The sequence below is a fragment of the Streptomyces sp. SudanB25_2051 genome, from assembly GCF_964272635.1.
GTDB lineage: Bacteria > Actinomycetota > Actinomycetes > Streptomycetales > Streptomycetaceae > Streptomyces.
In genome coordinates this window covers 5,620,907-5,639,470 of the sequence record NZ_OZ186787.1, presented here as the reverse complement: position 1 = coordinate 5,639,470, position 18,564 = coordinate 5,620,907, and the positions used below count along the sequence as shown (strand labels likewise).

Genomic DNA, 18,564 nt, shown 5'->3' with positions numbered 1-18,564 from the left:
GGGCGCACCGCCGTTTGTTCATGTCCCGTCAATTGGTCCGACGAGGATCGCGGCGGTGCGTCGAGCAGTCAAGGGGCGTGACACGCCCGTCCCGGGGTCCGGGCCCGGTGGATGTCCGGCGGCCTGGCACGGCGGGCGGGCGGGCCGCCGGGCGCGGAGGGATGCGGGCCCCCGCGGCGGCCAAACACCGGTGGGCCGCTGGGAACGGTGGGCAGCCTGAAGCCGTGGGCCGGTGCGCCGCGGGGGCAGGGCTGCCGGAGGGGCCCGGGCGGGCCGGGACGCGGGTCCGGGGTCAGTCGGACAGGTCGGCCTTGCCGAAGAGGACGGCGAAGCTGCTCGGGAGCTGGCTGATGATCTGGTTCAGCTCCCCGCCGGAGACAGCGTCGGCGAGCGTGGACAGGACGGCGCTCGCGTCCCACTGGGCGGTGCGGGGACGCGCCCCGGTGCGCTCGCCGACCCTCCGGTAGAACTCCTCGATCCCGAAGCGGTCGGTCGGGCGGTCGCCGTCCGCGTCGGCGGTGAGGACGTCGCCGAGGTCGCCGGGCAGCTGCGCCGCGAGGTCGGCCGCCTCGCCCGGGGTGATGCGGTGGCCCAGCACCTCCAGCACGGCCCGCGTGATCTGCGCGGCCTCTTCCTGGTCGCGGTATTCGCCACGCTCCCGCACGCGGGCGAGGAACTCGTCGTGCCGCATCGGTCTGCTTCCCTCCTGCCGTACGGCTCGGGGAGAGCCGCCCTTCGCCACCGTAGGACCGGCCGGGGCGCCGCGCACATCCGGACGGGCCGTTCGCGGGAGCCGCCGGGACCGGGGCCTCACGCCGCGACGGCCCGGCGGCCCGGCGGCCCGGCGGCTCCCGCGGCCCTCCGGCAGGCGGGCGGCACCGGTGGCCCGGCGGCTCCGTGGTCGCGTGCGGTGTTCCCGCCCGTCCGCCTCCGGCTAGCGGGCTGCCGCGCCCACGGGACGGTCGTCGCGGCTCGCGGCCGGGCGCCCGCCCGCGCCGGGGCCGCGGCCCAGCGAGGCGCGGAGCCGGTCGTACCGGTCGACGTCCGTCCACACGTCCATCGGGTGCGGGCGCGAGGCGTACCAGGCCCACAGGCTCGCGCCGAGGGCGGCCGTCAGCGGGATGAGCAGCCACAGCAGCGGCTCCATGAGGGGTCCCCCCTTCGCAGTCGTCCGTCGTCGGATGGGCCGGGCGCGGGCGGCGCGGGGCCCGCGGCCTGGCGCGCCGCGGGCCCGGACCGCCGGTCCGTCAGGACCGGAGCGCCTTGCGCCCGGATCCACCGATCTCGATCTTGCGCGGCCTGGCGCGCTCGGCGACCGGGACCTTCACGCGCAGGACACCCGCGTCGTAGGTCGCCTCGATGCCGTCCGGGTCGAGCGTGTCGCCCAGGAACAGGCGCCTGGTGAACGTACCGGTGGGGCGCTCGGCGAAGAGCAGGTCGCCGCCCTCCGGGACGGCCGTGGCGCGCTCGGCCGTGACCGTCAGCGCGTCCTTCTCGACCTGGAGGTCCACCGAGTCGGGGTCCACGCCGGGCAGGTCGAACGCGACCCAGACCGCGTCGTCCGTGCGCCAGGCGTCCATCGGGACACCGCCCGACTGGCCCGTGGCGCCGAAGAGGTCCCGCGTGAGGCGGTCCAGTTCACGGAAGGGATCGGTCCGCATGAGCATCTCGTCATCGCCTCCCTCGCACAGGTGTCGTACCGATGCTCCGCAGCGACAGTTCTTATATAACGCGCGGCATGGTTGTTGACAAGTGGCGACTCAAGTTTCTGGTGCCGTCGTGCGCGGACGGGTGGGCGTCCGTACCGCGGGGCGTCGAGCGGGGAGGAATCGGGAGCGCGCTGCTGGGCACCCGTGCGGCGGAACGCAACCGGGTGACGATCAGGAGGACGCCGTGGCCACCGGCCCGCCCATGAACGACGGTGCCGAGCGGAGGGGCACCGACGACACCGACGGCCTGGAGGCCCGCTTCGACGGGGCGCTGGAGGACGTGTCCGCCGCCAGGCTGATCGCCGACCGCTATCTGGAGGCGCTGGAGCGCACCGCCGCTCCGGCCGAGCCCGACCACCGCGACGATGTGCTGCTCGTCGTGACGGAGCTGGCGGGCAACGCGGTCCAGTACGCGCCCGGCCCCTTCTCGCTGCGGCTGCGGCGGACCTTCGACGGCGTCCACGTCGTCGTATGGGACAGCAATCCGCATCCGCCGGTCCCCCGGCCCTGGTCGCCGGCGGACAACACGGGGGCCGTGGGGTGGTACCTGGTGAACGCGCTCGCCACGCAGGTGTCGGTGCTGACCAGGCCGGAGGGGAAGGACGTGCACGTCTTCCTGCCGTGGTGAGCGGCGCCCGGACCGGGCGTGCGGGTCACCCGGACGGACCGGCAGCGGGGGCGGGCGGGGCGGGGGCGTGCTGGGGTGGTGGCAAGTGTCGTCCACCGCACGGAGAGCCGCCATGTACGAAATGCGCATCGGTACGGCCGCCACCGGTACCGGCCTGGTGTGGCATGTCGTCGGCCACGACCAGACCTCCGCCCTCTGCGGACAGCCCCTCCAGGAGGCGAGCGACGAGACGGACCGGCACTGCCTGTCGTGCATGTCGGTGTTCCAGGAGCTGATGCAGCAGCCCGGCCGCGCGGCGGCGACCTGAGCGCCCGCACGGCGCCGGGACCGGACGGGCGCCGTGGCGCCGGAGCGCGCAAGTCGCCCGGGAAAAGGCCCTCCTGACTGTTTGACACATGATCTTGATCGGCTATTTTTGACCGGCATCCATACGCGCTGACCGTGCGCGTGCTCGGGGGGAGGGTGATGCGCGGGGCGCCGTCCCGCTGTCACCGCGCGGCGGTCGCCGCAGGGGCTGCGTCACCCCGGACCCGGCGCGGCACCGGTCGGCAGCCGACCGCCAGGAGTTCCTCTCGTGCCCGAAAGAAAGCCCCGCGCCGCGCGGGGTGTCGCGCTTCTCGCCGCCGTGGCCGCGGCCGGCGCGCTGACCGTCACCACCCCCGCCCAGGCTCTCGTCGGCGACAGCGTGGCCGACGGCGCCCACCCCTACGCCGCCTACGTCAACGTCGGCGGCGAGCGCGCGTGCAGCGGTGTCCTGGTCGACCCGCGGTGGATCCTCACCGCCGCCTCCTGCTTCTCGGACAACCCGCTGCAGCCCTTCCCGGCGCCGGCCGGAGCCCCCCGTCTCAAGACGACCGTGACCGTCGGCGTCGCCGATCTGACGGCCGCGGGCGGCACCCGGACCGAGGTCGCGGAGATCGTGCCGCGCGCCGACCGCGACGTGGTGATGGCGCGCCTCGCCCAGCCCGTCACGGGCGTCGACCCGGTGCTCCTGGCGTCCCAGGCGCCCACCGAGGGCGAGACGCTGCGCGTGCTGGGCTACGGCCGCACCCGCACGGCGTGGGTGCCGGACCGGCTGCACAGCGGCGCGTTCACCGTCAGCGCCGCCCCGGACGCCACCACCGTGCCGCTGGCGAGCGCGGGCGGCACCGTCTGCCGCGGCGACGCGGGCGGCCCCGCCCTGCGCGAGCGGGACGGCAAGGTGGAACTGGTCGCGCTGAACAGCGCCTCCTGGCAGGGCGGCTGCTACGGCACCGACGAGACCGAGACCCGCACCGGCGCCGTGGAGGCCCGCGTCGACGACCTGGGCGAGTGGGTCCGCCAGGTCCGCGCGCTGCCGCAGCAGTCGCAGACCGCGTCCGGCGACTTCAACGGCGACGGCAAGGCCGACGTCATCGGCTTCTACGACAACGGCGTGTCCCCCGACGGCACGCACCGCTCGTCGCTGTACAGCTTCCTGGGCAACGCCACCGGCTTCGCGGCGCCGAAGAACGTGTGGACCGCCACCGGCGGCTTCACCTGGGCGAAGTCCAAGGTGACGGCCGGCGACTACAACGGCGACGGCAAGGACGACGTGGCCGTCCTCTACGACGGCGGGCAGTCCGCCGACGGCAAGAACATCTCGTCGATCTACACCTGGTACAGCACCGGCACGGGCTTCGCGGCGCCGCAGCGCACGTGGACGACGCCGGGCGGCTTCACCTGGGACGCGAGCAAGGTCGTCTCGGGCGACTTCAACGGCGACCGCAAGGCCGACATCGGCGTCTTCTACGACCGGGGCCGGGGCGCCGACGGCGTCTACCGCTCCGCGCTGTTCGCGTTCACCAGCACCGGTACGGCATTCGGCTCGCCCACCTTGGAGTGGGAGAGCCCCGGGGCTTTCCGCTGGGCGCTGTCCAAGGTGACGTCGGGCGACCACAACGGCGACGGCCGGGCCGACGTGTCGGTCTTCTACGACGCCGGAACGTCGAGCGACGGCCGCAACCTGTCGGCCCTGTACACCCTGTACAGCACCGGCGCGAACTTCGGCGCCGCGCAGCGCACCTGGCTCGCGTCGGGCGGCTTCACCTGGAGCGCGAGCAAGGTGGCGTCGGGTGACTTCAACGGCGACGGCAAGGCCGACGTGGGCGTGTTCTACGACCGGGGCCTGGCGGCCGACGGCAAGTACGGCTCGAACCTGTACACCTTCACCAGCACCGGTACGGCGTTCAACGCCCCGTCGCTGAAGTGGGAGAGCACCGGCTCCTTCCGCTGGGGCGCCTCCCAGTTCACCGCGGGCGACTACAACGGCGACCGCAAGGACGACGCGGCGGTCCTGTACGACCTCGGCACCACGGCCGACGGCCGCAAGGTGGACGGCCTGTACTCGTGGCTGAGCACGGGCACCGGCTTCGGCGCCCCGGCCGCCCGCTGGAGCGGCCCGATCGGCTGATCCCGGCCCCGCCGCCCGACGTGCCCGCGTACCCACCGGTACGCGGGCACGTCCGCGTTCCGGCGACAGATCACGGCCCGTGGGTCTGTGGGGGCGGATGTGCGTCGTGGGGCGTGAGTGTGTGATCGGCACACCTGGGCCCGGACCCGGTCCGCACCGCACCGTGGAGTCGTCCGCGTTGCGTGGTGCACCGTCAGATCGGGGGGCCGCATGGGCTTCGAAGGCGTACGGGCGGAAAGACCTGCGGAGCAGGGGGTGCCGGAGGGGGTCGTCGATGAGCTGTGCGAGAAGCTGTTCGCCGGGTTCCGGCGCAGGGACCAGCGGCTGCGGGGTGAGCAGTACCTCCGCGGGCTGCTGACGGCGCGGGGCCGCAAGTCGGCCCGGAACATCGCCGCGTCCGCCGGGGACGGCGCGTCCGAGCAGAGCCTGCACCACTTCGTCTCGGTCTCCCCGTGGGACTGGACGCAGGTGCGGGCGGCGCTCGCCCGGTGTGTGGAGCGGGAGCTGGGGCCGCGCTGCTGGGTCGTGCGGAGCGTCGTCATCCCGAAGGCGGGCCGGCACTCGGTCGGCGTGGCGCGGCGGTTCGTGCCGAGCGCGGGGCACCTGGTCAACAGCCAGGAGGCGTACGGCGTGTGGGCGGCGGGTGACGGCTGGAGCACGCCCGTGAACTGGCGGCTGCGGCTCGCGGGGCGGCGCGTCGGCGGGCTGCCGCGGGGCGTCACGGGGGCGGCCGCGCCGGAGTGCGCGGCGGGCGCGGTGCGGGAGGCCGGGGAGTGGACGGACACGCCGCGCCGCCCGGTCGTCGCGGATCTGCCGGACCTGGAACCGTCGGCGCTCGTACGGGCGTTGCGCGGCGCGCGGCTGCCGTTCGTCGTGGCCGTGCCGGACGCGGTGCCGGTGGCCGCCGTGGACCCGGCGCTGGGCCGGGGCGGTGCCGGGCCGCTGCCCGCGGGGCAGCTGCTGCGGCTGGCGGGGCCGCTGCGAAGGCCTGTGACCTGGGCGGACCCGGTGACGGGGCGGACACGGGCGGGGCTCGTGGCGGGGGTGCGGGTCGCGCTGCCGGGGGCGGGGACGGCTCTGCTGCTCGGGCTGTGGGACGGGAGCGGGGCGCTCGGCGGGCCGGTGCGCTGCTGGCTCACGGGGGTGCCGGGGCGGCCCTGGGGCGAACTGCTGCGGCTGGCGCTGCTGCCGGGGCGGGTGGCGGCCGATTTCGCGGCGACCTCGGTGGACGTGGGTCTGGTGGACTTCGAGGGCCGCTCGTACGCGGGGTGGCACCGGCACACGACGTTGGCCTCCGCCGCGCAGGCCGTCCGCACCCTGACGGCGGCGGGCCGGACGGCTCCGGCGCCGGGCGGCGGGGAGCTGGTGAGCGGGGCGCCGGCCGGCGGGGGCGCTGGGCGGTGAGCGGGCCGGCCGGCGGGGGCGCTGGGCGGGCCGGCCGCAGCCGGGCCGGCCGGGGCGCCGGGGGATCAGCCGACGGCGCGGTCGGCCCGGTCGCGGCGCCGTACGAGCGCCTGGCGGGTGCGGCGCAGCTGGAGGGCGAGCTGCACCTCCAGGGCGCGGGCGGGCTCCTGCCAGCCGGGCCCGAGCAGTTCGGTGACCCGCTCCAGGCGCCGCGACACCGTGTTCGGGTGGACGTGGAGGGTCTCGGCGGCGCGGCTGGGGCTGCACGCGGAGGCGAAGTACGCCTCCAGGGTGCGGGCCAGTTCGGTGCACTGCTGGGTGTCGTAGTCCAGTACGGGACCGATGGTGCGGCCGATGAACCCGACCGTGTTGGGGCTGTCCGACAGCAGCAGCCCGAGGAACCCCAGCTCGCGCGGGGAGGCGGCGACCCCGACCCCGCCGAGCGCGGTCACCGCCTCCAGGCAGCGCCGCGCCTCCTGGTGGGCGGCGACGATGCCGGCGGGGTCGGTCGCCGGCCCCGCCGAGCCCACGGTCACCGGCCGGCCCAGCACCGCGGAGAGCTCCGCCGACAGCGCCTCGCCCGCCGCGCCCGCGTCCGTGCCGGGCAGCATCATCACGAGGCAGTCGCCGTCCACGGCCTTCAGCCCCGATGTGCGGTACGCGTACGAGGACGCCCACACGGCCGCCCGGCCGCCCATACCGCCCTCGGGGCGGGCGACCACGAGGACGTGCGGCCGGTCCAGGTCCACGTCGAGCCGCCGGGCCCGCTCCGCGAGCTCCTCGGGCGGAGCGGCCCCGCCCTGCAGGAGGTCCCGGAACAGCAGGTCCCGCACCCGCCCGTCGGTGCCCGCGCTGCGCCGCACGAGCAGGGCCACCGCGACGGCGCGGGCGGCGGTGCGCAGCAGCTCCAGGCCGTGGGCGCCGAGCGGCGCGGGCGGTACGACGTGGAGCGTGCCGAGCACCTCGTCGCCCGCGCTCGCAGGGCACACCCAGCCCCCGCCGCCCGCACGCACGGGCCGCCCCTCGGCGTGCGCGTCGAGCACCCGGGCGAGCGGACCGGGCCCGTCCGGCTCGTCGGGCGCCCCGCCCACGGAGGCGAGCCTGCGCCCCGCCGGGTCCCGCACCACCAGCTCCGCCACGCCGAGGAGCGCGGCCGCCTCCACGGCGACGGCCTGGAGGTCGCGTCCCGCGAGGACCTGGTCGAGCAGCCGGTCGTGGACCTCGCGGGAGGTGCGGGCGGCGGCCAGCGCCTGCCGTGCGCGGGCCGCCTCGGCGGCGAGCCGGCGGGCCTGCGCGCGGGTGCGCTCCAGCAGCATGGCCCGTTCGACGGCGGCGGCGGACAGGTCGCCCAGCGCGCTCATCAGCGCCGTCTCGTCCGGCGTGAAGTGGCGCACCCGCCGGTCGGCGACGTACAGGACACCGAACGCCGCGTCCCGTGTGCGCGCCGACTCCGACCGCAGCGGCACCGCCATGACGGCGTGCAGCCCCTCGGCGCGGACCAGTTCGTCCAGCGGCGGGACGTGGTCGAAGGTGTCGTCGCCGAGGTAGTCGGCGGTCCAGAACGGGCCGCCCCGCCGGATCGCCTGCCGCCCCGCGCCCCCGTCGGCGGGCACCGCGCAGCCCAGGGTGTCGGCGGTCGCGTGGCCGTCGGACGCGCACACCCGGGAGCGGCTCCGGCCCGGGTCGTGGAGGGCCATCCACGCCATGTCGACGCCCAGCAGCAGCCGCGCCCGGCGGACGACGGTCTTCCGCAGGGCGTCCGGCCCGTGCGGGAGCGACAGATCGCGGGCCGTGTCGACCAGCGCGGCGAGGCCGGCCTCGCGCTGCCGGCGCCGTCCGGAATTCTCCCGTACGGCGAGGGCGGCGTCCTTGGCGCGGACCAGCCGCCGCAGGTCGTCACGCGGCGCCCCAGCGCGCCGGGCGTCCGCGACGACCTGCTCGAAGGCGCTGTCGGGGGCTTCGCCGGCGAGGAGTTCGAGGAAGGTGAAGAGATCGGATTCCGACGACGACCGGTCGTCCGCCGCCACACAAACCCCCCGAGTAGTCACGCCACTCCGACCGGCCGAAAGTAATACGCTTGGTGATGATCGGTCAACGGCTTGTTGATGAACGCCTGTTCACCTCCGGGCGTCGCCGATGACCGGCGGGTGCGCGCCGGTCAGCCGGTGAGCGGGTCCGCGAGCACCTCGCGCAGCACCCGCTCCTGGAGGCCCTCCGGGTCGGGGCTGGACAGTCCGGCCATGGTCGCCAGCGCCTTCCACAGGGCCCAGCCGCGCGCCCGCCGCCAGGCGTCGTCGGGCAGGCCGACGGCGTCGCGGAAGATCCGCCGCTCGTCGCCGGTGAAGTACGTCCACGCCATGACGAGGTCGCACGCCGGGTCGCCGGTGCCGCAGGTGCCGAAGTCGATGACGGCGGACAGCCGTCCTTCGGTCGTCAGGAGGTTCCCGGCGGCGACGTCGCCGTGGAACCACACCGGGTCGCGGGGCCAGGCCGAGACGAGGGCCTCCCGCCAGACGGCGCGGCAGGCGGCCGTGTCGACGCGGTCGCCGAGGACGCGCAGGGCGCTTTCGACCTCGTCCCCGTAGACGCTCGGATGGCAGCCGCGGTAGTACGAGTGGCGGCCTCCCGCCGGGCCGTGCTCCGCGGGGACGGCGCGCAGCTCGGTCAGGAAGGCGCCCAGGTCGCGGGCGAGTCGGACGCGGTCGACGTCCGGGGCCGCGTCGAGGGTGTCACCGGGCAGCCAGCGCCGTACCGACCAGGGGTAGGGGTAGCCGGCGCCCGGACGGCCGGTCGCCACGACCTGCGGGACGGCTGTCGGCAGATGCGCGGCCAGCACCGGCAGGCAGCGGTCCTCCTTCTCGACGGCGGCGACGTACCCCTCCGCGCTGGGCAGCCGCACGGCGAGTCCGCTTCCGAGCCGGAAGGTCCGGTTGTCCCAGCCCTGGCGGGCGACCGGGCGCACCGGGAGGTCGCCCCACTGCGGGAACTGCCCCGCCACCAGGTCCCGTACGAGATCGCTGTCGATGTCCGTCACGGGCGACCACCCTGCGGCAACCGCACCCGCCGCACAAGGGGATTTCAGCGGCGGGGCGGCGCGGGCTCGTCGCGGGGCGCGCCGTCGTCGGAGACCGGGCCGTGGGGCGCCGGTGCGGGGGCCGGGGCGGGGGCGCTCACCGCGGAGAAGACCACCGCGCCCAGCAGCACGGCCGTCAGCCCGTACACGGTCCGGGTCAGGGCGCGCACGCGCCGCTCGCTGCCGGTGCGCACCGAGCGGGCGAGCGGGAGCGTCGCGGTCGTCACGGCGGCGGCCAGGTCGCCCAGCCAGGCGCACGGCTCGTCCGCGTCCGCCTGCCCTGGCAGGGCCTCGGCGAGCTGGGCGCGCGCGTGGTGGAGGCGGCTCACCGTGGCGGGGACGCCGGCCGCGCACTCGGCGGCGGCCTCGTCGACGCTCAGCCCGAGACCGTCGCAGAGCAGGACGGTACGGCGGTACGGCGCCGGCAGCTCCAGCAGGGCGCGGTGCGCCGGGTCGGCGGGCGGGGTCTCGGCGCGGCCCGGGCGGAGCCGGAACCGCTGCCAGGGCGCCAGCGCGTAGTCGTACGCCTGCGCCCGCACCCAGGCGACGGGGTCGGGGTCGTGGGACACCTCCGGCCAGTGCTCCCAGGCGCGCTGGAAGGCGTGCTCGACGGAGTCGAAGGCGTGCCTGCGGCGGCCGGTCAGCAGGAACACCTGGTGCACCAGCGCGGGCGCGGCCTCGGCGTACAGCGCGTCGTACGACTCGACGGCGGTCCGCGCGCGGGTGGAGGCGGCACCGGGGCCACCCGGCACCGGCCGGACGGCCGAGGACTGGCTGGTTTCGGGCTTGTCGGCCGGGGACTGGTCGGTCTCGGACGTGCCGGCCTCGGACGTGCCGGCCTCGGGCTTGTCGTCCGGGGACTTGCCGGTCTCGGACGTGCCGGCCTGGGGCTGGTCGTCCGGGGACTGCTCGGCCTGCGGCCGGTCGGCGTCCGGGGACTTGCCGGTCACGGACCGGTCGGCCGGGGGCTGGTCGGTCTCGGGCCGGTCGCTCCGGGACTCGGCGGACCGGGGACGGCTGGGCTGGGACTTCGGCTGGGACTTCGGCTGGGACTGAATGGGCGGGGACTCCGGCTGGGACGGGACGGGCGGGGACTGGGTGGTGGTGCTCTGGCTCATCGGGTCGGCGACCCACTCCGAATGAAAGGGTGCATAGGCGCATCTTGACGTGACATCGACACGAATACGCATTGCGCCACGGCTTCGAACGATGCTGGCAGAAACGTTACTGCCCATGACCGGGAATGGACGCCTCCGAGCGCCCGCGCGGCGTGCCCGACCGGTCCGCGGGCGCGGCCGAGGCCGCCGGGTCCAGGTGTGCCGGGGACTCTGCCGGGCGGCTCCGGCGGCTCACGGGCCGACGCACCGGCCGGCGCATGGCTGATTTTCAGCCGACCGCGTGAGACGTGAAACCAGTGTGGCGAACGGTGCCGTCGTGGTGGTTGTTGTTCGATGTCGAGGTGAAGGGTCTCTACGTGAATCCCGTTGGTGCACGCCCGAACCGCCGTGCCGTCCTCGCGACGGGCGTGGGTGCCGCGCTGGCCGCCGCCGTGGCGGCGGCCGCGCCCGCGCACGCCGCGCCCTCCCCCGCCTCCGCCGGGTCCGCGCCGCGCGGGCGGGCCGCGCGGGTCGAGGGGCGCCTGCGGGCGCTGGAGGCGGCGCACGACGCGCGGCTCGGCGCGTTCGCGTACGACACGGGTACGGGGCGCACGGTGGCCTACCGGGCCGACGAGCGCTTCCCGATGGCGTCGCTGTTCAAGGCGGTCGCCGTCGCCGCCGTGCTGCGCGACCTGGACCGGGACGGCGAGGTGCTGGCCCGCCGGATCCGCTACACCGCGCAGTACGTGAAGGACTCGGGCTACTCCCCCGTGACCGAGCTGCCGGAGAACGTGCGGAACGGGATGACGGTCGCCGAGCTGTGCGACGCGACGATCACCCGCAGCGACAACACGGCGGGCAACCTGCTCCTGCGCGAGCTGGGCGGGCCGACGTCGGTGACGCGGTTCTGCCGGTCGATCGGCGACGACATCACCCGTCTGGACCGCTGGGAGCCGGAGCTGAACTCGGCCGAGCCGTGGCGGATCACCGACACGACGACGCCGCGCGCGATCGGCCGCACGTACGGGCGGCTCCTGCTCGGCGATGTGCTGCCCGCGCACGACCGGGAGCGGCTGACGCGGTGGATGCTGGCCAACCAGACGAGCGGTGAGCGGTTCCGCAAGGGCCTGCCCGCCGACTGGCTGCTGGCGGACAAGACCGGTGGCGGCGGGTACGGCAGCAACAACGACGCCGGTGTGGCCTGGCCGCCCGGGCGGCCGCCCGTCGTGCTCGCCGTGCAGACGACCCGTTGCACGCCGGACGCCGCGGCCGACAACGAGCTGGTCGCGGAGGCGGCGCGGCTCCTCGCGGAGGCGATGGGCTGAGCCCGGCGCGGCCGGGGCGGGAGGGGCGGTGTGCCCCTCATGGCCCTGTATGGCCGTACCCGGCGGCGGGCGCGGGGTCATGATGGGCGGTGGAGCCCGTTCTTCGCGCCCGCGCCGGGTGACCCCAGGGGTTCTGGGCACCCGGCGGGGCGACGACGCAAGGAGACGCCGCCATGAGCCCAGGCACGGACCGCAGCACGGTGGTTCCCGCGCTGCGGTCCGCGCGTGCCGTCGTGTTCGACACGGACGGGGTGCTCACCGATTCGGCGCGGGTCCACGCGGCGGCGTGGAAGGAGGCGTTCGACGCGTATCTGGGCGCGCTGCCGCCCGGCGCGGCGAACGCATCGGCGCGCCGGCCGTTCGACGCGGCGGAGGAGTACCGCAGGTACGTGGACGGGCGCTCCCGGCGGGACGGGGCGGCCGCCTTCCTCGCGGCGCGCGGGCTTCCGGCCGGCGAGGACGCCGTCGAGGCCGTCGCCGCCGACAAGGAGCGCCGCTTCACCGAGCACCTGCGCGCCCGCCCCGTGGACGCCTACCCGGGCTCGGTGCGCCTGGTGCGCGCGCTGCGGGAGGCGGGGGTCCCGATGGCCGCGGCGTCCGCGTCCCGGCACGCCCGCGAGCTGCTGGCGGGCGCCGGACTGCTCGACCTGTTCGACACGCTGGTGGACGGGGTGGAGGCGGCGGACCTGGGGCTGCCCGGGAAACCCGATCCGGCGCTGTTCCTGGAGGCCGCGCGGCGGCTGGGCGTGCCGGCGGGGCGGTGCGCGCTGGTGGAGGACGCCCTCGCCGGGGTGGAGGCGGGCAGGCGCGGCGGGTTCGGCCTGGTCGTGGGCGTGGACCGGGCGCGGGGCGGGGGGCCCGGCGAGCCCGCCCCCGCCGCCGGTTCCGATCCGAGTACCGCTCGGGCGCTGCGGCGGCACGGGGCCGACCTGGTCGTGGCGGATCTGGCGGAGCTGCTCGCCGTACGGGAGGGACAGCCGTCATGAGCGACTGGACGTGGGAGTTCGAGGGGTACGCCCCCGAGCGGGAGTCGCTGCGGGAGGCGCTGTGCACCCTGGGCAACGGGTACTTCGCGACGCGCGGGGCGCTCCCGGAGTGCGCGGCGGACGGCACGCACTACCCGGGGACGTATGTCGCGGGCTGCTACGACCGGCTGGTGTCGGAGGTGGCGGGGCGCGGCGTCGAGAACGAGGACATGGTGAACCTGCCGAACTGGCTGCCCCTGCGCTATCGGGTGGCCGACGGCGCCGAGCCGGGGCCGTGGCTGGAGCCGGCGCACGAGTTCCTCACCGACCACGCGTTCTCCCTCGACGTGCGCGGCGGTGTGCTGGAGCGGCGCAGCCGGTACGAGGACGACGACGGGCGGCGGCTCGCGGTGCGGCAGCTGCGGCTGGTGCACATGGGGGATCCGCATGTGGCGGCGCTGCGCACCGAGTTCACGGCGGAGAACTGGGCGGGTGAGCTGGAGGTGGAGGCGGCGCTGGACGGGGCGGTCGCCAACACGGGCGTGGCCCGCTACCGGCAGCTGTCGTCGCGGCATCTGAAGGACGTGGTGACGGGCGAGGCGGAGGGCGGCCGGGTGTGGCTGGGCTGCCGTACGGCGTCGTCGGAGGTGCGGATCGGGCTGGCGGCGCGCACGACGGCGCCGGTGGACGCCGAGGTGGCGCACGAGCCGGGGCGGGTGACGCAGCGGTACCGGCTGTCGCTGCAGCCGGGCGCGGTGGCCGTCGTGGACAAGGTGGTGGCGCTGCACACCTCGCACGACCCGGCGATCTCCGACCCGCTGCACGCGGCGGTGGACCGGGTGGGCCGGGCCGACGGCTTCGGCGAGCTGCTGGCGTCGCACCGCACGGCGTGGCAGCAGCTGTGGCGGCGCGGCGAGCTGGAGGTGCCGGACAAGGCGGGCCGCATCCTGCGGCTGCACCTGTTCCACGTGCTGCAGACGCTGTCGCCGCACACGGCGGACCTGGATGTGGGGGTGCCGGCGCGCGGGTTGCACGGGGAGGCGTACCGGGGGCACGTGTTCTGGGACGAGCTGTTCGTGCTGCCGTATCTGAACCTGCACTTCCCGGAGGTGTCGCGGGCTCTGCTGACGTACCGTCACCGCCGCCTGGGCGCCGCCCGGTTCGCGGCGCGGGACGCGGGGCGGTCGGGGGCGATGTACCCGTGGCAGAGCGGCAGCGACGGGCGGGAGGAGACGCAGCGGCTGCACCTGAACCCGCGTTCGGGCCGGTGGCTGCCGGACCACTCGCACCTCCAGCACCATGTGGGGTCGGCCATCGCGTACAACGTGTGGCGGTACTGGGAGGCGACCGGGGACGACGAGTTCCTGCACACCAAGGGCGCCGAGATGATGCTGGAGATCGCCCGGTTCTGGGCGGACTCGGCGCAGTGGGACGAGGCGCTGGACCGGTACCGCGTCCGCGGGGTGATGGGGCCCGACGAGTACCACGACGCGTATCCGGGGGCGCGGCGGCCGGGCCTGGACGACAACGCGTACACGAACGTGACGGCGGCCTGGGTGCTGGCGCGGGCGCTGCAGCTGATGACGGACCTGCCGGAGCCCCGGCGGCGTGAGCTGGAGGAGCGGATCGGACTGCACCACAGCGAGCTGGCGCTGTGGGAGGACGTGTCGCGGCGGCTGTACGTGCCGTTCCACGACGGGGTGATCAGCCAGTTCCACGGGTACGGGGAGCTGGCCGAGCTGGACTGGGAGGGCCTGCGGCACAAGTACGGGGACATCCGGCGGCTGGACCGCATCCTGGAGGCGGAGGGCGACACGGTCAACCGCTACAAGGCGTCGAAGCAGGCGGACGTGCTGATGCTCGGCTACCTCTTCCCGCCCGCCGAACTGCGGGGGCTGCTGCGGCGGCTGGGGCACGTGCTGGACGACGAGACGTGGTGGCGGACCGTCGACTACTACCTGCGGCGCACGAGCCACGGTTCGACGCTGAGCGTGCTGGTGCACGGCTGGGTGCTGGCGCGGGTGCGGCGGGCCGGGGCGTGGGACTTCTGCCAGGAGGCGCTGGAGGCGGACATCGCGGACCTGCACGGCGGGACGACGGGCGAGGGCATCCACCTGGGGGCGATGGCGGGCACCCTGGACCTGGTGCAGCGGGGCCTGACGGGCCTGGACACCCGGGGCGGGGCGCTGCGCCTGGACCCGGTACGGCTGCCGGAGCTGTCGGAGTACGCGTTCACGCTGCGCTTCCACGGGCACTGGGGGGTGCGGCTGCGGATGACACCGGAGAGCCTGCACGTGGCGGTGCCGGAGTCGGGGGTGGCCCCGATCGACATCGAACTGCCGGGCACGGCGGTCTCCATCGAACCGGGCCGGTCGGTGCGCCTGCCGCTGCCGGAGTAGAGGCGGCCGCAGGTCCCGCCCCGGACCGCTCCCGGCCGCCGGGGCGCCGGGGCACCGCCGGCCGCCGGGGCGCGCCGCCCGGGCCGGACTCTTCCGGCACCGGACGGCCCGCCGTACCGATCAGCCCGCGAACCGGGGCACCCGGCACACGTGCGGCGCGTCGCCCTCCGGGCACAGAGCCTTGAGTGTGGCCTTGCGGATCGCGCGCCACGGAGGGGGCGCGGGTCAGGTCGTGGTGCGGGCCAGGCGGGGCCGGGCCCCAGGTGACCCGATCCGGGACGCCCCGGCGGCCGGGTGGGTGGTTCGCGACACGCCGGTGTGAGCTGCGGGAACGGTGCGGTGGCGGTGCAACGGGGGGCGTGCGGTGGGGAGTTGGCGCCCCCTGGAAAGGGGAATGCGCCGGCGTAAACCCTTGATCTTTCCGCAGGTTAGGCTAACCTAACTTTCCGTCAGGCGGCCACGAGTCACCCCCGTCGCGCCGTCCGACGCGTGTGCGCCCTGTGCGCGACCCCCGCAACACGACCGAAGGGCATCCGCCATGCCGAACGGTGCGCTGCGCGCCGAGCTCCTCGAGCGCCAGGAGCGACGCGAGTCCTCCGCCCGTACCTACGCCAGCACCCTGCCCGTCGCCCCCGTGCACGCCGCCGGCGCGGTGATCACCGGCGCTGACGGGCGCACCTACCTGGACTGCCTCTCCGGCGCGGGCACCCTCGCGCTCGGGCACAACCACCCGGCCACCGTCGCGGCCCTCCAGTCGGTGCTCGCCTCGGGCACGCCCCTGCACACCCTGGACATGATCACCCCTCAGAAGGACGCCTTCTCCGGGGAGTTACTCCGCCGGCTGCCCGGTGGACTGCGGGACTCGGCCCGGCTGCACTTCTGCAGCCCCGCCGGCACGGACGCCGTCGAGGCGGCGCTGAAGCTGGCCCAGCACGCCACCGGGCGGCGCGGGATCGTCGCCTTCACCGGCGCCTACCACGGCATGACGCTCGGCGCGTCCGCCGTGTCCGGCCCGCCCCGGATGAGCGGTGCCGTCGGCGCGGACGGTGTCCCGGTGACCCGGCTGCCCTTCCCGTACGGGCTGCGCTGCCCCTTCGGCACCGGTGACGCCGAGCAGTCCGGGGAGCTGTCGGCCCGGCTGCTGGAGAGCCTCCTCACCGACCCGAGCAGCGGTGTCGCACCGCCCGCCGCGGTCATCCTGGAGGTCGTGCAGGGCGAGGGCGGCGTGGTGGAGGCCCCGGACGGGTGGCTGCGCGAGGTCCGGCGGATCACCGAGGAGCACGGGGTCGTCCTCGTAATCGACGAGGTGCAGACCGGCATCGGCCGCACCGGCCACTACTGGGCCTGCGAACGCGCCGGGGTCACACCCGACGTGCTCGTCACCTCCAAGGCCGTCGGCGGCGGACTGCCGCTCGCGCTGATCGCGTACCGCCCCGAACTCGACACCTGGCGCCCCGGCCACCACACGGGCACCTTCCGCGGCAACACCCTCGCCATGGTCGCCGGGGAGATCACCCTGCGCACCGTCGCCGAGGAGCAGCTCGCCGAGCGGGCGCTGAAACTGGGCGAGCGGATCGGGCGCGGACTGCGCGAGATCGCCGCGCAGGACCCGGGCGTGGGCCAGGTGCGCGGACGCGGACTGATGACCGGCGTCGAACTGGTCGACCCGGACGCCGCGCCCGACCGGTACGGAGCCTTCCCCGGCGACCCCGTACGGGCCCGCGCGGTACGCGCCGCCTGCCTGGACCGCGGGCTGATCCTGGAGCTCGGCGGGCGCGACGACACCGTCGTCCGGCTGCTGCCGCCGCTGGTCCTCACCGACGAGCAGGCCGACTCCGTCGTGGAACGCCTCGCCGCCGCCCTGGAGAGCACCCGATGAGCCGCGACGGCCGCCCCCGCATACCCGGGCCCGGCATACCCGGCCGGGACCGCGCCGTACCGGACCGTGCGCCCGGCCCCGTCCTGCCGGACCGCGCCCACCGGGCCGACGCGCCCGCGCCGCCCGGCGAGGCCGACACCGCCGTCGCCGGGGACACCCACGGGGCGTACGCGCTCGGAAAGCTGACGTCGGTCGTGCTGGACGCGCTCGCCGAGGGCGCCACCGTCCGGGGCGGTCCGCTCCCCGGCGGCGGCCCCGGCGCGGTCGCCGACCGGTTACGCGCCGCCTGCGCCCCCGTGCTCCCCGAGCACGGCACGGGCGCCGAGGAGGCCCTGCGCACCGTCGTACGGGCCGTCGCCGAGGGCGCGGCCGACCCCGCCGACCCGTGGTGCGCCGCCCATCTGCACTGCCCGCCCCTCGCCGTGGCCGCCGCCGCCGACCTGGCCGCCGCCGCCCTGAACCCCTCCATGGACTCCTGGGACCAGGCCCCCGCCGCGGCGGTACTGGAACAAGAGGTCACCGCCGCGCTCGCCGCCCTCGTCCACCCCCGCGAGGCCGCGCCCGACGCGCTGATCACCAGCGGCGGCACCGAATCCAACCTCGTCGCCCTGCTCCTGGCCCGCGAACGGGCCCGCGCCGCCGGAGCCCCTGCCGTCCGGGTCGTGTGCGGCGCCAACGCCCACCACAGCGTGCGGCGCGCCGCCTGGCTGCTGGACCTGCCGGACCCCGTCACCGTCGACTGCCCCGGCGGGCGGCTCGACCCGGCCGCCGTCGACCGGGCCCTCGCCGGTCTCGGCCCGCACCCCGGTCCGGTCCTGGTGGTGGCCACCGCCGGCACCACCGACGAGGGGCTCGTCGACCCGCTGCCCGCACTGGCCCGCGTGGCGGCGGCGCACGGCGCCGAACTGCACGTGGACGCCGCGTACGGCGGTCCGCTGCTGTTCAGCGACCGGCTGGCGCCGCTCCTCGACGGGCTGGACGCCGCCGTGTCCGTCACCTTCGACCTGCACAAACTGGGCTGGCAGCCGGTCGCCGCCGGAGTCCTCACCGTGCGCGACGCGGCGCTGCTCGCCCCGCTCGCCCTGCGCGCCCACTACCTCAACGCCGACGACGACGGCGAGGCCGGGCTCCCCGACCTGCTGGGCCGCTCCATCCGTACGACCCGCCGCCCCGACGTACTGAAGATCGCCGCGACCCTGCGGGCGCTGGGCCGCCGCGGGATCGGCGCGCTGGTCGAGCACTGCGTGGCCACCGCGCGGGAGTTCGCCGCGCTGGTGGACGCCCACCCGGCGCTGCGGCGCCGCCCCGGCGACATCGGCATCAGCACCGTGCTGTTCCGGCCGGCCGCCGCCGACGCGGTACCGCCCGGCGAGGGCGACGCGCTGGTGGCGGAGGTGCGCCGCCGGCTCCTCGCCGAGGGGCGGGCGGTCGTGGGGCGCGCCGTCGCCGAGGACGCCGACGGCACCCGGCGGCTGTGGCTGAAGGCCACCCTGCTCCACCCGCGCGCCACCGGGGAGGACCTGGCCGGCCTGCTCGACCTGGCCGCGGCCGCGGCGACCGCCCTCGCGGGCGCCGCCACCGCCGAGGCGGCGGCCCCGCCGCCGGCGCGGACGTGACGGCCGCGCCCGCCGGCCCGGCCGCCGCCGGCACCCCG

Annotated in this window: 15 protein-coding genes; 9 read left to right on the top strand and 6 right to left on the bottom strand. The window is 76.2% G+C overall.

All coding sequences use genetic code 11. The features are described 5' to 3' along the window. Positions 1-292: 292 nt before the first annotated feature. From ACSUPT_RS24780 to ACSUPT_RS24770, 3 genes are all read right to left on the bottom strand, one after another. On the bottom strand, positions 293-691 hold the full coding sequence (locus tag ACSUPT_RS24780) for a DUF2267 domain-containing protein (protein WP_365727692.1): 399 nt from the start codon (positions 689-691) through the stop codon (positions 293-295). Positions 692-934: 243 nt separating this feature from the next. Continuing rightward, positions 935-1,147: a hypothetical protein gene (locus ACSUPT_RS24775; protein WP_436945553.1), complete on the bottom strand. Its 213-nt coding sequence runs from the start codon at positions 1,145-1,147 to the stop codon at positions 935-937. A 100-nt stretch (positions 1,148-1,247) separates the two neighbouring features. Next, positions 1,248-1,667 (bottom strand): Hsp20/alpha crystallin family protein, encoded by a 420-nt coding sequence (locus ACSUPT_RS24770; protein WP_351964613.1) that lies wholly within the window; start codon positions 1,665-1,667, stop codon positions 1,248-1,250. 244 nt (positions 1,668-1,911) lie between these two features. On the opposite strand from ACSUPT_RS24770, the gene ACSUPT_RS24765 reads away from it, so the two are divergent. From ACSUPT_RS24765 to ACSUPT_RS24750, 4 genes are all read left to right on the top strand, one after another. Next, positions 1,912-2,337, top strand: coding sequence for an ATP-binding protein (locus ACSUPT_RS24765; protein WP_436946262.1), 426 nt, complete (start codon positions 1,912-1,914; stop codon positions 2,335-2,337). 112 nt (positions 2,338-2,449) lie between these two features. Further along, on the top strand, positions 2,450-2,644 hold the full coding sequence (locus tag ACSUPT_RS24760; RefSeq protein ID WP_351964612.1) for a hypothetical protein: 195 nt from the start codon (positions 2,450-2,452) through the stop codon (positions 2,642-2,644). Positions 2,645-2,911: 267 nt separating this feature from the next. After that, positions 2,912-4,768: an FG-GAP-like repeat-containing protein gene (locus ACSUPT_RS24755; RefSeq protein ID WP_436945552.1), complete on the top strand. Its 1,857-nt coding sequence runs from the start codon at positions 2,912-2,914 to the stop codon at positions 4,766-4,768. 210 nt (positions 4,769-4,978) lie between these two features. Next, entirely contained in the window at positions 4,979-6,172 is a 1,194-nt protein-coding gene (locus ACSUPT_RS24750) for an IS701 family transposase (RefSeq protein ID WP_436945551.1), read from the top strand. A gap of 65 nt (positions 6,173-6,237) precedes the next feature. Here ACSUPT_RS24750 and ACSUPT_RS24745 read toward each other — a convergent pair whose 3' ends face one another. The 3 genes from ACSUPT_RS24745 to ACSUPT_RS24735 form a co-directional block, all read right to left on the bottom strand. Beyond that, positions 6,238-8,199 carry a helix-turn-helix domain-containing protein gene (locus tag ACSUPT_RS24745; RefSeq protein ID WP_436945550.1) on the bottom strand — a complete coding sequence of 654 codons (1,962 nt, stop codon included), beginning with the start codon at positions 8,197-8,199 and terminating at the stop codon, positions 6,238-6,240. A gap of 131 nt (positions 8,200-8,330) precedes the next feature. Continuing rightward, the gene (locus ACSUPT_RS24740; protein WP_365730044.1) at positions 8,331-9,206 is read right to left on the bottom strand and encodes an aminoglycoside phosphotransferase family protein; all 876 of its coding nucleotides are present in this window, start codon (positions 9,204-9,206) and stop codon (positions 8,331-8,333) included. 44 nt (positions 9,207-9,250) lie between these two features. After that, a complete protein-coding gene (locus ACSUPT_RS24735) occupies positions 9,251-10,363 on the bottom strand; it encodes a sigma factor-like helix-turn-helix DNA-binding protein (protein WP_436945549.1) in 1,113 nt (370 codons plus the stop codon). Between the two features lie 356 nt (positions 10,364-10,719). Here ACSUPT_RS24735 and bla point away from each other — a divergent pair, with 356 nt between their 5' ends. The 5 genes from bla to ACSUPT_RS24710 all read left to right on the top strand — a co-directional run bounded on the left by bla (position 10,720) and on the right by ACSUPT_RS24710 (position 18,526). After that, a complete protein-coding gene (bla, locus tag ACSUPT_RS24730) occupies positions 10,720-11,667 on the top strand; it encodes a class A beta-lactamase (RefSeq protein ID WP_436945548.1) in 948 nt (315 codons plus the stop codon). A gap of 173 nt (positions 11,668-11,840) precedes the next feature. Beyond that, entirely contained in the window at positions 11,841-12,653 is an 813-nt protein-coding gene (locus ACSUPT_RS24725; protein WP_436945547.1) for an HAD family hydrolase, read from the top strand. Next, on the top strand, positions 12,650-15,031 hold the full coding sequence (locus ACSUPT_RS24720; protein ID WP_436945546.1) for a glycoside hydrolase family 65 protein: 2,382 nt from the start codon (positions 12,650-12,652) through the stop codon (positions 15,029-15,031). Before ACSUPT_RS24725 ends, ACSUPT_RS24720 begins: the two co-directional genes overlap by 4 nt. 538 nt (positions 15,032-15,569) lie before the next feature. Next, positions 15,570-16,910: a diaminobutyrate--2-oxoglutarate transaminase family protein gene (locus ACSUPT_RS24715; protein WP_399217666.1), complete on the top strand. Its 1,341-nt coding sequence runs from the start codon at positions 15,570-15,572 to the stop codon at positions 16,908-16,910. Further along, positions 16,907-18,526: a pyridoxal phosphate-dependent decarboxylase family protein gene (locus ACSUPT_RS24710; protein ID WP_399217667.1), complete on the top strand. Its 1,620-nt coding sequence runs from the start codon at positions 16,907-16,909 to the stop codon at positions 18,524-18,526. The genes ACSUPT_RS24715 and ACSUPT_RS24710 overlap by 4 nt, the downstream gene beginning before the upstream one ends. Positions 18,527-18,564 lie beyond the last annotated feature (38 nt).